Annotated in this window: 14 protein-coding genes; 11 read left to right on the forward strand and 3 right to left on the reverse strand. The window is 60.3% G+C overall.

What is annotated here, in order from left to right:
• Positions 1-324: 324 nt before the first annotated feature.
• Positions 325-1182, reverse strand: coding sequence for a hypothetical protein (locus AB0J62_RS34520; protein WP_363880436.1), 858 nt, complete (start codon positions 1180-1182; stop codon positions 325-327).
• A gap of 598 nt (positions 1183-1780) precedes the next feature.
• Here AB0J62_RS34520 and AB0J62_RS34525 point away from each other — a divergent pair.
• From AB0J62_RS34525 to AB0J62_RS34555, 7 genes are all read left to right on the forward strand, one after another.
• Positions 1781-3433, forward strand: a complete 1653-nt coding sequence (locus tag AB0J62_RS34525; protein WP_363881021.1) for an N-6 DNA methylase — start codon at positions 1781-1783, stop codon at positions 3431-3433.
• Entirely contained in the window at positions 3434-4354 is a 921-nt protein-coding gene (locus AB0J62_RS34530; protein ID WP_363880439.1) for a hypothetical protein, read from the forward strand.
• Positions 4355-4499: 145 nt separating this feature from the next.
• Positions 4500-5591, forward strand: coding sequence for a DUF262 domain-containing protein (locus AB0J62_RS34535; protein ID WP_363880442.1), 1092 nt, complete (start codon positions 4500-4502; stop codon positions 5589-5591).
• Positions 5588-6481, forward strand: coding sequence for a hypothetical protein (locus tag AB0J62_RS34540; RefSeq protein ID WP_363880445.1), 894 nt, complete (start codon positions 5588-5590; stop codon positions 6479-6481). Before AB0J62_RS34535 ends, AB0J62_RS34540 begins: the two co-directional genes overlap by 4 nt.
• Positions 6482-7042: 561 nt before the next feature.
• Entirely contained in the window at positions 7043-7267 is a 225-nt protein-coding gene (locus AB0J62_RS34545; protein ID WP_363880448.1) for a hypothetical protein, read from the forward strand.
• Between the two features lie 337 nt (positions 7268-7604).
• Positions 7605-8084: a DUF4365 domain-containing protein gene (locus tag AB0J62_RS34550; RefSeq protein ID WP_363880451.1), complete on the forward strand. Its 480-nt coding sequence runs from the start codon at positions 7605-7607 to the stop codon at positions 8082-8084.
• On the forward strand, positions 8081-9283 hold the full coding sequence (locus AB0J62_RS34555) for a hypothetical protein (RefSeq protein WP_363880454.1): 1203 nt from the start codon (positions 8081-8083) through the stop codon (positions 9281-9283). Before AB0J62_RS34550 ends, AB0J62_RS34555 begins: the two co-directional genes overlap by 4 nt.
• 78 nt (positions 9284-9361) lie before the next feature.
• On the opposite strand, the gene AB0J62_RS34560 is transcribed toward AB0J62_RS34555, so the two are convergent.
• Entirely contained in the window at positions 9362-10051 is a 690-nt protein-coding gene (locus AB0J62_RS34560) for an HAD family hydrolase (protein ID WP_363880457.1), read from the reverse strand.
• Positions 10048-10893, reverse strand: a complete 846-nt coding sequence (locus AB0J62_RS34565) for a GntR family transcriptional regulator (RefSeq protein ID WP_363880461.1) — start codon at positions 10891-10893, stop codon at positions 10048-10050. The genes AB0J62_RS34560 and AB0J62_RS34565 overlap by 4 nt, the downstream gene beginning before the upstream one ends.
• 171 nt (positions 10894-11064) lie before the next feature.
• On the opposite strand from AB0J62_RS34565, the gene AB0J62_RS34570 reads away from it, so the two are divergent.
• The 4 genes from AB0J62_RS34570 to AB0J62_RS34585 all read left to right on the forward strand — a co-directional run bounded on the left by AB0J62_RS34570 (position 11065) and on the right by AB0J62_RS34585 (position 13625).
• Positions 11065-11397: a hypothetical protein gene (locus tag AB0J62_RS34570; protein WP_363880464.1), complete on the forward strand. Its 333-nt coding sequence runs from the start codon at positions 11065-11067 to the stop codon at positions 11395-11397.
• Between the two features lie 61 nt (positions 11398-11458).
• Positions 11459-11803 carry a hypothetical protein gene (locus AB0J62_RS34575; RefSeq protein ID WP_363880467.1) on the forward strand — a complete coding sequence of 115 codons (345 nt, stop codon included), beginning with the start codon at positions 11459-11461 and terminating at the stop codon, positions 11801-11803.
• A 111-nt stretch (positions 11804-11914) separates the two neighbouring features.
• Positions 11915-12784 (forward strand): hypothetical protein, encoded by an 870-nt coding sequence (locus tag AB0J62_RS34580; RefSeq protein ID WP_363880470.1) that lies wholly within the window; start codon positions 11915-11917, stop codon positions 12782-12784.
• Positions 12777-13625, forward strand: coding sequence for an FtsK/SpoIIIE domain-containing protein (locus AB0J62_RS34585; RefSeq protein WP_363880473.1), 849 nt, complete (start codon positions 12777-12779; stop codon positions 13623-13625). Before AB0J62_RS34580 ends, AB0J62_RS34585 begins: the two co-directional genes overlap by 8 nt.
• The last annotated feature ends 1 nt before the right edge of the window (position 13626 follow it).

Raw genomic sequence — 13626 nt, forward strand, 5'->3', positions numbered from 1 at the left:
CGAAATCAGCCTCTGACCTGCGAACTCTCACGCAGTGTGGCCGTCACCCGCGATCGTAGTTTTTCAGCACCTTGCATTCAAAGAGGTGGCCAAAGAGGTGGGGGTTCGACCTCAGCCGTGCCATGGGCTTCGGCGCGGGTCCTACTGTTGCCTGATCCAGACCTCTCGAGCTCAGACCCACCAAACTGCGAAGTCGCTGATTTATCGAGTCGGCGGCCGACTGCACGTTTGACAGTAGCCAATCAGTCGCGGCGCTACTTACAGACACCGCCCGTCTCAGCCTGCGGGCGCGCTTTGGAGTGCTTCACCTCTGCCTCGGCGGTCCTACGGCTCGGGAAGGGTGTCGACCTCTTCCCCGAGTTCGACAGCCTCTCTTTGATCCAGTCCGTGGTAGGCGGCAGTTATCTGCCAGCAGCGAACGAAGCACATGATTGCCATCCGGGCGATGCGATAGGGCAGAGTTACATCCTCCAACCCAAATCCGGTGATCTTGCCGCCCACGACATCAAGGGAATCTGTAATTACATGAAGAGTGGGGTGGCTACTGTTGGAAAGATATGCATACATGCCGCTCGTATTCCAAGGTACCTCAGACGCCTCGCCAATATACCCGAGCGCCTCTTCGAGTCCTGGATAAGACTGTCCCCTGAGTTTGATCGTTCCGCGTGGCCCAGGCGCGATTTCCGAAGCATAGAAATAAGACGGTATTGTTCGGCGTCGGAAGTCACTGACTTCGCCTCCGAATATCGGAGACTGCGGGTGGTTTACTGCGAGAGCGGCCGTCTTCCTGCGGGTACCATCCTGAAGACGAGCAAGGAATGTTCGAGCGGCGCGATCTCGAAGGCTCTGCAGTCGTGGATCCAGCAGCCAGAATACGTGGCCGGCGATCTCTAAAATCGAACGGGCGGGCGGCGCCGGGGCGAAGATCACCTCGCGGGCGCGCAAAAGTAAACGAAGGCCTTCCAGATGCTGACCAGAAACTGCCGTGAACAAGACTCCGCTCGATGCAGCGTAGTTGGCTGCGCTGCCATCCCAGTACACATCGGGGCCATAGTGGCGGCTGAGCCACCGCCGTTCATACACGAGTGGCGAATCGTCAGTCTCTGTCCAATTACTACGAACACCGAAGTCATAAAAGCGGTCGAGGATTTTGTCGATATGATCCGCAAGACTATCAAGCACAAACGCTTGGTCCGGAGGAAGCTGTGGGCCGGGTCGCATCGCCCCACCTTCTCGCATTTCGGGCCAGGTGGCGACCGTAAGCCAGTGGGCTCGGAGTCTGGGCCGACGACCTCGCCAGAGCTACCCTCGGTCTGCCACCAAGCAGGCAGACCATGAGCAGGGTCATCCACAGGCGGGCGTTGCCACGTGTGAATCAACCGCCAACTGCCAGTCACTCATCGAACAGGTGTTCCATAGTCCCTGCTTTTGGGGATCAGTCGACGGTACTCTGCCGAGCTGTCGCCGAACCTGATGGCGCGGCGCTGATGACGCTCCGCACGGGCGCACGGGGGCGTTCCGTGGCCGAGCCTGATCTTGGAATGGCGCCGGACGAACTCCGTAGCCTGGACAGCTCGTGTCACCTACATCCCCAACGCAAGTTGCCGGCGCTTGGCGGAGGACTGGTTCACGGCCAGGCATCTGGGATCCGCCGAGACCTGGCCGGACAGAGCAACCCAGGACGCCACGCAACGGTGACTCTGCTCGCAAACGTGTCGGTGGTCGGCGGCATGGTTGGCATGGTGTTGGATGGCTGCGAGAACGGAGGAGTCAGGTGACTGTGGAGACGGAGTTCGACTCGGCGGAGCTTCGCAAGGCCCGAGGAGCGTTCTTCACTCCTCCGGAGGTCTGTGACTTCGTTGTGCGATGGGCCATTCGCTCCTCCGATGACGCTGTGCTTGAGCCCAGCTGCGGCGAGGCAGCATTCATGCTTCCAGCGGCGAGGCGACTCACGACCCTTGGCGCTGAAGTCTCCCGAGTGGCGGGTTACGAGCTTCACGAGCCCAGCGCCAAGCGGGCTCGACACCTGCTCGCGCTAGCAGGTGTCCCTGACGCTCAGGTGCGAGTTGGTGACTTTCTTGCTGCGGCGCCAGAGCCTCGGTACTCGGCGGTCGTTGGGAATCCGCCATATATTCGGTACCAAGGCTTCCACGGGGAAGCCCGGGCCACAGGGCTTCGGGCAGCATTAGCCCAGGGTGTTCGCCTCACCAATCTCGCGAGTTCGTGGGCGTCGTTCGTCGTACACTCAGCCGCCTTTCTGACACCGTCTGGTCGGTTAGCGCTCGTTCTACCAGCTGAACTATTGTCCTCGAACTATGCGGCAGAGATTCGCGAATTCCTCCTCGCTAGGTTTGCGAGTGTGAAGTTGGTGCTTTTCGACCGACATGTTTTTCCGCGGGTGCAAACAGAAGCGGTACTGCTGTTAGCCGAGGGGACTGGTGGCACCGAAGTAGTCTCAATTGGACGGGTTCACAAGGCATCCGACTTGGATGGCTTGACGTTCGATCTCTCACTACAGCCGAGCAAGAGTGGCGGAAAATGGACTCATGCCTTAGTGGATCCGCTTGCAACCTCGGCCATCGAGGAATTGACGTCTGTGAGCGCGTTTTCAGAGTTGGCAGCATGGGGACGTATCTCGCTCGGCGGCGTTACAGGAAACAATAAGTTCTTCACGCTCAGTCCGAACCGGGCTGCCGACCTCGGCCTCAGCCGCTCCGACACTACTCGCATCTCTCCTCCGGGCTCGGGCCATCTCCGTGCCCTCTCATTGTCTCGCGCCGCGTATATGCGGCTCGGAAAAGAAGATCAGGCCACTCTGCTCTTTTCACCCCGGAACCCTAGCGCCGCCGCTATGCGATACATCAAACAAGGAGAGCAGAAGAAGGTTCACGAAGCCTTCAAGTGTCGTGTCCGAGATCCATGGTGGCGTGTCCCGATGCCATCTGCTCCATCTCTCTTCTTTACATACATGAATGCTCAAACCCCGCAACTCTGCGCTAATCCGCTTGGCCTGCAGCATCTTAATTCACTGCATGGGCTCTATCTGAGTGAAGGATTTAGCCAGTTCGCTGACGTTCTTGCTCTCGCATCGCTTAACAGTGTGACGATGCTTAGCGCTGAGATCGTCGGCCGATCGTACGGAGGCGGCATCCTCAAGATGGAGCCTCGAGAGGCCGCTGCCCTCGCAGTACCTGCACCTGCGGTAGTGACGATGCTGACCGACTCCCTCAGCGATCTCTTCCCACGCGCGAAGCGGCTGCTACAGGCAGGTCAGCTGGCCGAGGCGGTAAGCCTCGTCGACCGCTTGGTCCTCGAAGACGGCATGGGAGTATCGAGCGAGATTGTGAGTGAGATCCGCCGAAGCCGTAACCTTCTTGCACACCGTAGGCAGACGCGAGGTAGCAAGAAGGCTGCCGAAACTGGAAGGACGTAGATGGCTAAACCGCCCGGCCAAGCCCTCCGTACCGGCAAGGCGTGCGCGCCGTTCCGGGCACATCTCGAGCAAGTCCGAAGCCCTTCCGCCTCGCCTTCCTCATGGAACACCGTGCAAACCGGGTTCTTGCAGGCTATGCAGCAATTCGACGATCTTGTGGTTGCGGGCATGGCGACGGAGGGCGAGCGACAGAATGGCAAGGGCGACTACTTCAATGACCTTCTTGCCGTCATCCTCGAGAACGCATCGGGCGCGACCCTCAATCGGCGCTCCGGTGTAGGGGGGCTCATTTTTCCAAACCACAATCTCGATGTCACTTACCCTCCCACTGGACAAATCGTAGATGTTCTGGTGGAAGCGAAGATGCTTGGCACTCCACAGCACCCAGGTAATGCGTCCACTCAGAAGGTGACCGGTCGCCCAGGTTCGGCGGACATGCTCAAGCGCTGCAAGGAGGCCGGCTTCAAGACCATCGACCTCAAAGCTGCCTATGGCATGCTTCAGTCGGCGAGCGGAGTGCAACAGCAAGAGGGCATCACGGGTGACTTGACAAGCTGGCTCCGCACAGCGAAGCCAAAGAGCTATTTGGTTGCTGGTATCCGAGTTGTGAGTAAGCAGGACGCGGACGCAGCCATCACCATGTCCGCCGCGATGACTCAAGTGATGGATGGCGTGGGCATCTTTCTCTACAGCCCGCGCGGCTACATGCCGAGAAGCTTACGTCCTGCGGATTATGAGCCGGTCCCGGTGCCCTCGCATCTCGAACTCGTCCGCGTCCTCCAGCGGGTCACGCAGGACCTGAGCGCTGCACGAGTGCGCTTCGCCGCGGCAGGGCCAGAGACGTCAGATGTCCGTCCACCATCAGCGTCCGTCAGAGAGGCGCTCTCGAAGGCTGACGTCGAGCCCACTTCATCCGACTAGGATCCGTCTTCCGAGATCCAGCCGGCCGATGTTGGTCGGGGCCAGACTCGCCCGGTATCTCGTTACCCCTTGCTGGGCAGGGCACGCCGGCTGCCTTGGACGCCCTTGACACGCGAATGTCCGCTTGACGTACTAGTCTGCGCTCATGCTCGAGCACCTCGCGATAGAGAAGACGACCTACCCAGTTGTCGACTTCCTGAACTGGCAACGCTCAGGAGGGCTTGACCTCAACCCTCCATATCAGCGGCGTCCGGTATGGAACAGCCGAGCGAAGAGCCTGTTGATTGACTCGGTATTGCGCGGGTTTCCGTTGCCGCTGATTTTCCTGCACACTCGTCTCGATGTTGGTACCGCTAGCACTGTCCGTCAGGTCGTCGACGGACAGCAGCGACTCAGGACCATCCTCTCTTTTATCGACATCACATGCCTTGACGACATCGAGGAAAGAGATCAGTTTACGGTCCTTCGCGCACATAACTCGGAATTCCATAGCAAGCGTTTCGAAGAACTACCCGAGGATATCCGCAGCAGAATTTTGCAGACTCCGCTGTCGGTAAATGTCCTGCCGCCGGATATTGACGACGTCACAGTCCTGACAATATTCCAGCGTATGAACTCGACCGGGCTGAAGCTCAACGCCCAAGAGCTCAGGAATGGGCGCTATTATGGCGAGTTTAAAGAATTGTCATATTCTCTGGCCTACGAGCAGTACCAGCGTTGGCTCCAGTGGAAGCTATTCGACCTTCAGAAGATTGGTCAAATGGCTGAAGTAGAATTTGTGTCGGACCTCCTCGGACTCGCCGTCCAAGGTGTTCGCGCACGTACACGCTCGGTCATTGACAAGCTCTACCGTGATTATGACGACGGAGTCCCGAATGCCGAACTAATTGCAGCCAAATTCCGAGGGGCATTTTCACAGCTCGACGAGGTCTTTGGCCGGCAGAGTCAGGCTCCGCAACTCAAGAGATTCAGAACCACCGGCTGGGTCTACTCGTGCTTTGCCCTCATCTCACGTCTCGACTATTTCGATCCGACCGGCAAACCGCGGAATGGCAGCGTTGGGGCCGAGCCGCCTCGGATCGACGGCGCAGATCTCACAGACATTCTGCGCGCCGCTGAGGCCGTCCTTCGGAGAGATGGTGCGATCGACGAAGGACTGTCGCGTGTGCTGCGAGGTGCGACTTCCGATCGCGCAAGTCGTGTCCGCCGGATCGAGTTCCTTCGTTCTCTTGCATGAGTACTGCACCTAGCGCCGAAGACATCTTCGCCAACTTTGACAATGAGATCGAAGCGCTGCGCGAAACCCTCAACGAAGCCGCCGCCGCCAATGCTGGCGCGCATCTGGGCCCGACTGCATACGGGTCAGTCGTTGAGATGGTCCATCTTGGGGCGGTGCGACTCTTCGAGGCGTTTCTCGAAGACCTGTTTTATGCCTGCCTATTGGGAAGGTCAGGGCTCGATGACGTTGAACCCATCATTCCGAATCTGGACCAAACTACGGCAGACGCAATTCTGTACTCTGATCGAGCCGGGAAGAATCGGTACCTCGATTGGCTGCCGTATGAGTCGACTCTGACGAGGGCGACGACATACCTTCTGAACGGAAACCCGTTCTCGAGGATTCAGTACCGCGATGCGGAGATGCGCGTGCTGAAGGAGGCTGTAATAGTTCGGAATGCTGTCGCGCACTCAAGTAGCCACTCCCTTGGCGAGCTGAAGAAGTTGGCCCAGGCGAAGAGCTATCAAGTCGAACGGCCGGCGGACTACCTGCTCAGTGTTCGAAGTCAGTCCCAAGAGGCTTTCCTGTTTATCGCGTCATTTCGATTGATTGCTCGGGGTCTGATCGAACCGGATGAGGCCACTGCTGGCGCTGTGTTGGGAGCCGAAAGACCGTTCTCGGAAAGTCAGATTTCGCCATCAGGTACCTACGAGTGCTCCTCATGCGGCGTCAAGATAGTGACCACGAGCGCTGAAAAGATCGGACCATGCCGTGCATGCGCTCCCAATAGGCGCTGCAGCACATGTGGCCGGGGTGGCGCCACGACCTGGATTCGGTTGCTACCCGCTCCGCCTGCGCCGGTCGACTCAGGCGATCACGATGGTTCCTTGGACTCTGCGGGTACGTAGGACGCGACCTGCTTCGGGACAGGCCAGCAGATCTCGTGCTCCTCGAGCATGCGCGCAGCTCTCCGCATCGCCCCGATAGCTGCCGACCCTAGGTTCGGAGCGGTGCGGGTCAAGGGTCGAGCTTGCTCGATCGCTTGCGATGCCGGAGGCACCCTTGACGCGCGCCGGGCCGGACCGCACTTCCCATGATTGCTAGCGGGGCGATGCGGAAACCCACGGCCAGGCGGAAGTGGGCATCAACCGCGGGCAGCGGTGGCCGGCTGTTTTCGGCGAGTACTACATCGGCATGGTGTCGCGCGCGCCTAGCCAAGGGACGCGCCCAGAACGTAGCGAAGCGGAGTGGCGGGCAGGCGTCCCGCCCTGCGGTGGCGGCGCGCTTCGGGCCCTATAGGGCCCGTCTTGAAGACGTAGAGAAACTTGTCAGGGATTACGGCCAGACAGCCGTGTCCTCCGTCGACAGATGCGCGAAACTCGTCCGCCAGATGATCTGCGACAGTCGAAAGCTCGAATCGCGGCATGTGCGAGCATCCCTCTGTGAGCGAACCTCCATTCTCGGATGCGATGAACCAGTGGGTGGACTGGGACGGCGCGGCATGGCTTCTGGCCCGCGCAATCGGGGTGCCGCTGCCCTCCAAGTTTTCGGCGAGCAAGGCAACGTTCTGGACCGACAATCCGATGGGCAACGGCCTCCACGACGCGCTGCTGGCGCTATGCCGAGCGGGCATCTTGGATCGGCGCGACGAGCCCGACGAACAGTTCCGATGGAATCTGAGCGACCGCAGTTGACCCGCAGCAGGCTAAGCGGCACTGAACCCGACAGCCCTCGCGGTTCCACATCAGAAACGGGCACCCGGCGGCGGCGATCAACGATCTGTCATCGGCAGATCAGTGCGTTGGCCGGCTCGCCAGGGGGTCGCCCAGGCTTCTAGCCTGTCGCACGTCAATTGGCGGACGAGTATCGCGAATCTGTTGGCGGATCACAACGGCCAGACAGCCGCGGAGAGCTCTGGTCTAGTCAAGCTTTGCCGCTGGCACGTAGCATCAGCGCATGCCTGGGGAGGGGTTACTAAGTCTGCCGTCAAGACCACCGTTGAGAGGGTCACCTAAGCGGATTACCGACTTGATGGAGTCATTTCAGGAAGGCTATCTGCGGGCTGTCTGCGCGTCTGCAGGTTGCGTCATCGCGAGACCTGAGATTGATGAAGGCATCGACGTAAATCTCACGCACCGGGCCGAGTCTCATCTGGCAACCGATCGCGTGGCGCGGCTCGAAATTCAGCTTAAAGCCACAACTACATCTAATCTGAGTAGCGACTTCGTCAAGGTACGGTTGAGGCAAGATCGATACAACTACTACGCGGTATCTAATCCAAGCGTGCACAAGATCGTTGTGGGCCTGGCGATGCCCACCGATCAGGCTGCATGGATCGCGTCGAATCATAACGCCCTGTCAGTGCACTATTGCGCCTATTGGATCAACCTTGCGGGGGCGGGGGAGACATCAACAGAAGCGAAGGATGTTAAAATACCGAAGGCGCAGATCTTCGATGACGTTGCACTCTGCGACATTATGGAACGTATCGGCCAAGGTGGCGCCCCATGACAGAGTATGCGGACTCCGTCTCCGACCTCGAAGTATTGACTGCGCTTCTCAGACACTTCGACTGGACTCCAACGTCTCGCGTTCCAGGCGCATATGAGGTCTGGACTGAACGCCTGCGGGATTCGGACGACGAGGTCTTGCTTCCGCTCGATCCTTCGCGGGGGGACTTCGGGGCACTGCTAAGTAAAGCGCGCCGTCATCTGACCCGGCAATACGGACGAAACGCTGACGAGCTGTTGGCGATATTCCAGACCCAATCGAACTCTGCGCTCGACTCGACGCATTGGGAGAAGGAAACTTCACTGACGCCCGGCCTGATTGGTTGGGAGTCTGGTGAGCTTCTTTATGAATCAGCAAAGGCGCAGTTGATTGCGTCTGCCAAGTCATCGCGAGAGAATCGGCGCTACCACGGAAATGCGAGTGCGTACCTCGCAAAGCAATTCCTTGAAAGCACGTTGATGGGACAGACTGCAATCGGCAGCTTCATCATCACTGCCTTCACTCCATCGCAGCGGCGCTTCCACCTGACACAACAGAGTGCTAAAGTCGCAGTCTCCACGCCGCGTAATACCGAGACCTTGAGCGGCGGAACTATCTTGGCAACGTTCGAGCGTGCACTCGTGACGGCAAGAGATTGCCTCAATCAATACAGAACGAATCCGAATCTCGCTGTGTTTGTCGAAGCAGTTCCGGATGGAATTTCGTATGAGTTTACGAAGGCGCTCAGCGATTTCTGTGCTGGCAGCGATTCCGGTGTGTCGACGACTAGGAGTCGGAGCCGCGTCGACATCGAGGCCCGACCTGGAGTCAACGTAGGCTTTGAGGCGGTCGATTCACAAGTACTAGCACGGGCGGCAACGGAGTTGGCGCTCGATCCAGAACCTCAAATGGTCAATCTTGTGGGTGAGGTGACATTTCTAAGCCACGAGTCTGGTGATCCCGATCGCCTGATTAGATTGAATATCGAGGAGGGAGGAGTGACGGCTAAGAAGGCTCGAATCAGGCTCAGCGAGGATCAGTACGAGGTTGCGATGTACGCTCATCGCAACGAGCTTCGACTGCTAGTAGGCGGCGAGATGGTCAAGGAAGGTCATCTCTACTGGATTTACGAGCCTCACTATGTCGAGATTCTGGATGACTCCGATCAGCTCGAACGCCAGCCTGACTCGTCGCACGAACAGCAATCCTTCGAGTTTTGAGGCTCGGCTGGATCTAGGACGACATGGGCTTGCCAAGAGATGGTCGGGGGCACGCTCGCAAGCCCATCCAGCTGCCAGCTACGCGGCTTCTGTGACAGCCGCGGCTAGGAGGCCCATGTTCTCTACAACGACATCGGCACCCGCTGCCGCGAGGTCGCTCGACTTACCTGGCTTGTTGGCGTAGCCGATTCGGCCGGCGCCCGCCGCGATCGCAGCCGTCATGTCACTCGCCTGATCCCCGATCAGTACAGTTCGCGCCGGATCGATCCCAAGAACTCCGGCTGCTTGCTCGAGAAGGAACGGGCTGGGCTTCATTCGGTCGACGTGTATTGGATCTCGGGCTTCGATGTGTCGGATGCGCGGCAACAGTCCTGAGTGGTGTAGGTACGAGCGTACGGATGCCTCGCAATTGTTGCTGACGATCGCTACGGGACGATCTGACACATCGCAGGCATTGAGGAAGGCGTCAACGCCTGGAGTGGCCGTCGCGCTCTCCACGGCCTTGATCTCGGCCGCCTGAAGGGCCTCCTCGACTCGTCGCCACAGATCGTCGCCGAACCCTGCCGAGGCAGCCAGAACCTCATGCGGGCCGTTGGCTTCGGTGATCACCTGTGGCCGCTCGCCCAACTGGTCCTGGATGAGTGCTCTGAGTTCTTCTGCGATCTGACTCGCTGGGTAACCCGCGAACACCGAGCACACTGGACCATCGAAGTCCAGGAGCACGGCTTGGGTACGGCGGAAGACAGATGCAGGGGATTCGCCGGTCACGGCGTGTGGGTCCTGCCGATCGTGCCCCAGACGCTCTCGAACCAACTGCGGGCCTGGTCGACGTACTGCGAACCAGTAGCCCGGTCATCATCTGTAACTGAGTGATGGAACAACACGGTGTCCTTACCTACGGCATCGAAGATGGGAACGCTCTTCCCATCGATACGGACTTCCCGCTCAACTACGGGATAGAAGCCGAAGAAGACCTCTTCCTCGTTGAGGAGATACAGCTTGAACATCATCGGGAGACTCACGACGCGGCACTCGACGTTGGCCTTCTGGACCAAGCCGATGTTGCCGAGCTCTTCGATGGACTCGATGATTTGGCCGGCCGATCGATGTGCGATCTGCTCGACTCGGCCACGTACAGCCGGGTCGTCGCCCGGCTTACGTCCCGCTCGTGACGGCACAGCCAGCGGCTGCGACATATCCGGGATGAGGAGCCGAATACTGATCGACTCGGGAGTGAGGCGCCCACGCCGGATTCGGTCGACCGGCTCCTCCAGGGCACCAAGCAGGGTCTCTCCTGTCAGGCCGGCGAAGTCGATGGTGACCCTAGCGTGCTCGAACGCGCGCTCAATCGACGGGCGTAGCCCTACAGCCTGGTCGGCCCGGTCGCGGACGTAAACGCCACTGCCTGCACGAGACACAATCAGTCCCTCGTCCCGCAGGAGACGCAGCGCTTGCTGGATGGTCATCCGAGCAACCCCAAACTGCGTCGCAAGATCGTTCTGCGACGGCAGCTTCTCCCCCGCATTGAAGCGTTGGGTGAGGATCGCCGCACGCAGTGTGTTGGCTACCTGCTTGTACGGCGGACGCGAGTCATTCGGGTCGAGCTCCATACATCGATGGTATCTCCTGGCTAGGCAGCCTAGGAAAAGGTTGTCCAGGTTCTTGACCTGGCTAGGCAGGCTGGGTAGCTTAGGCGCTACGAAATCTGACTAGCGAGGCTAGCTCGCTTGCTCAGTAGCACCGCAGTGGTGCTGACCAAACGCCTAGGAGGGCGATTCCTGATGAAGCTGACCATCGACACCACGGGCAAGACGTTCACGGTCACGAAGGGTGTGGAGGAGAAGACCGAGCAGGCGCAGAACGGCCGGCCGGGTCGTCAGAAGATGGACCGGAACACCGGTGAGCCGCTGTGGTCGGTTCAGGTGATGGCGCTCGACGAGACGGGCGGCGAGGTGATCAGCGTGACTCTGGCGGGCAATGCCATGCCGAAGGTCAACGTTGGCTCCGTCGTCGTGCCGGTCGAGCTGGAGGCCATGCCGTGGGCCACCAACGGGCGGAACGGTGTCGCGTACCGGGCCAAGGCTCTCAACGCCGCGTCGGGTTCTGCGAAGTAGTTCTCCACTCGTTCCCGTGATTCGTGTACTGCTCAGCTAGGGGGTAGTCATGTCGCAACCGATGGAAGACCGAACCGTCACAGCGAATCAGGCACGGGCCGAGTATGTGGCCAAGTGCAACGAAATCATCGAGATCGAGGTCGTACTTGAGTACCTCGAAGTAGCTCTCGTGCGCGGCCTGCGGGTCGCTGAACCGGTCGTGACCGACCATCGCGAGGTGCTCGCCGTCTACGCGTCTGACGCGTTCTGGCAGCTGCTGGATCTGTACCGCGAAGCCGAGAACCGGCGTCGTGATCTGTACGCCGCACGCGACTACGCGCTGCTGGTGTGGAAGTCGGCTTCGCCCGAAGCCACCGCGGCTGACACCTACGTGTCAACGCCGATCAACACCGTCAAGAACCGCTAGAACCAAGAACGGCCCTCGAAAGGGCCGCTCCCTGGAACACAGACGCCAAGTCGGGCCTTCGGCCTAGGAAACCTGTCCCGGCTTGGTGTCTCTCCTGACTCAACCCCCTCATTGGGAGGTCTTGTCATGCCCAAATCTACTCGCTCGAAGTCGTCCTGGCGATCCCGCCGAAGCGGCGGCTCGACGCGTGTCCTGCCAGGTGCGGTCGAAACCATCACCCGCCCGAATCAGACCTGGCCGGTCATCCTTCTGCTCACCCTGTGGCGTTGGCGCTGGGAGCTGGCCTGTGTGGCCGGACTCGCCTACGTCTGGTTCTGCCACCTGGACGAGATCCGGGTGTTCCTCACCGAAAGGATCCCGACCTGGCTCGCGGTCGCGTTCATCATCAACGCGGCCTACTGGCTGTTCGCCGACACCCCGGTTCGCCGGTTCAGCCGTAACCGGTTGTGGTGTGTGATCACCCGGCACCGGGTCAGGGCCTGTCTGATCGAAACCCGGATGCTCAACTATTCCGGCAACTTGCCGTTCATCGTGGGCTGCTTCTCCACCAAAACCGGACAGGTCGTCTGGCTGTGGATGCGCCCCGGCCTGTCGGTCGAAAAGCTCGAGAACCAGGCCGAAACGCTGGCCTCTGCCTGCTGGGCGCGCAAAGCCACCATCGCGCGGCACAAGCGCAACGCCGCCCTCGTGCGGATCGATATCGATCGCCGTGACCCGCTGGCGAGCAAGACCATCGACTCGCCGCTGATCGAAGACACCCGCGACGTGCCGGAAGCGGCAGTCGCCGACGACGCAGTCCTGGCGTTCCTCACGCCTGACAGCGCCCCCGACGAGTCCACCCAGACCGAGAGGCCGGCCAAAACCGGTGCCGGTGGTGAGACCCGCACCCGAACATCCAAGACCAAGACCACCGCTGCCGTAACCGACAACACGACGGTGATCTTGGGCGCCAACGGAGAAGACGTGTCCGACTATGTCTAGCTTCAAACCCGATCGTTACAAGGTGTTCCCCCGGCGCACGCCGGGGGCCACCCCCGTACCCAAGGGCGCGCTGTCGATCTACAACCCGATCTACCTGGGCCTCGACACACGCGGCAAGCCCGTCTACGTGACCCTGATGTATCGCAACATCCTCATCGGCGGCGAACCCGGCGCGGGCAAGTCCGTAGCCCAAGGCAACATCGTCGCCCACGCCGCACTCTGCGTGGACGTGGACCTGGTCCTGATCGACGGCAAGATCGTCGAACTGCTGCCGTACGCGCCCGTCGCGAAAGAGTTCGTCGGCAACGACATGCGCAAGGCGCTGCGCGTTCTGCACACCCTGCAAGACGATCTCGATGAACGCTACCTGCACCTGGCCCGCACGGGCCGTAAGAAGATCGTCGATGGCGACGGCTTCCGCGCCAAGCTCCTGTGCATCGACGAGCTGGCCTACTTCACCGTCACCGTAGGCACCAAGGACCAGCAAGAGGAGTTCCGAATCCTGGTGCGCGACATCGTCGCTCGTGGCCGCGCCGCCGGCATCATCACGGTCGCCTCCACCCAACGCCCGTCGGCTGACATCGTTCCGACCTCCCTGCGAGACCTGTTCGGCTACCGGCTCGCGTTCCGGTGCGCCACCGATTCCAGTTCGGACATCATCCTCGGCACCGGCTGGGCCTCCCAGGGCCACACCGCCGTGGATATCGAACCCGAAGCCCTCGGCGTCGGACTGCTCCGCGCCGAAGGCGGCCTCCCGCGCCGCCTCAAAGGCGCACTCCTCAAAGACCACCAACACCGACAGATCGTCCGCCGCGCAGTACACCTCCGAAAGGCGGCATAAC

Origin of the sequence: Kribbella sp. NPDC049584, assembly GCF_040675555.1 — a bacterium.
Classification (GTDB): domain Bacteria; phylum Actinomycetota; class Actinomycetes; order Propionibacteriales; family Kribbellaceae; genus Kribbella.

Excerpts from the sequence above, each read along its gene's own strand:
- AB0J62_RS34550 (WP_363880451.1), top strand. The coding sequence starts at position 7,605 with ATGGAGTCATTTCAGGAAGGCTATCTGCGGGCTGTCTGCGCGTCTGCA.
- AB0J62_RS34565 (WP_363880461.1), bottom strand. The coding sequence starts at position 10,893 with ATGGAGCTCGACCCGAATGACTCGCGTCCGCCGTACAAGCAGGTAGCC.
- AB0J62_RS34585 (WP_363880473.1), top strand. The coding sequence starts at position 12,777 with ATGTCTAGCTTCAAACCCGATCGTTACAAGGTGTTCCCCCGGCGCACG.
- AB0J62_RS34530 (WP_363880439.1), top strand. The coding sequence starts at position 3,434 with ATGGCTAAACCGCCCGGCCAAGCCCTCCGTACCGGCAAGGCGTGCGCG.
- AB0J62_RS34575 (WP_363880467.1), top strand. The coding sequence starts at position 11,459 with ATGGAAGACCGAACCGTCACAGCGAATCAGGCACGGGCCGAGTATGTG.
- AB0J62_RS34540 (WP_363880445.1), top strand. The coding sequence starts at position 5,588 with ATGAGTACTGCACCTAGCGCCGAAGACATCTTCGCCAACTTTGACAAT.
- AB0J62_RS34545 (WP_363880448.1), top strand. The coding sequence starts at position 7,043 with ATGAACCAGTGGGTGGACTGGGACGGCGCGGCATGGCTTCTGGCCCGC.
- AB0J62_RS34570 (WP_363880464.1), top strand. The coding sequence starts at position 11,065 with ATGAAGCTGACCATCGACACCACGGGCAAGACGTTCACGGTCACGAAG.
- AB0J62_RS34555 (WP_363880454.1), top strand. The coding sequence starts at position 8,081 with ATGACAGAGTATGCGGACTCCGTCTCCGACCTCGAAGTATTGACTGCG.
- AB0J62_RS34535 (WP_363880442.1), top strand. The coding sequence starts at position 4,500 with ATGCTCGAGCACCTCGCGATAGAGAAGACGACCTACCCAGTTGTCGAC.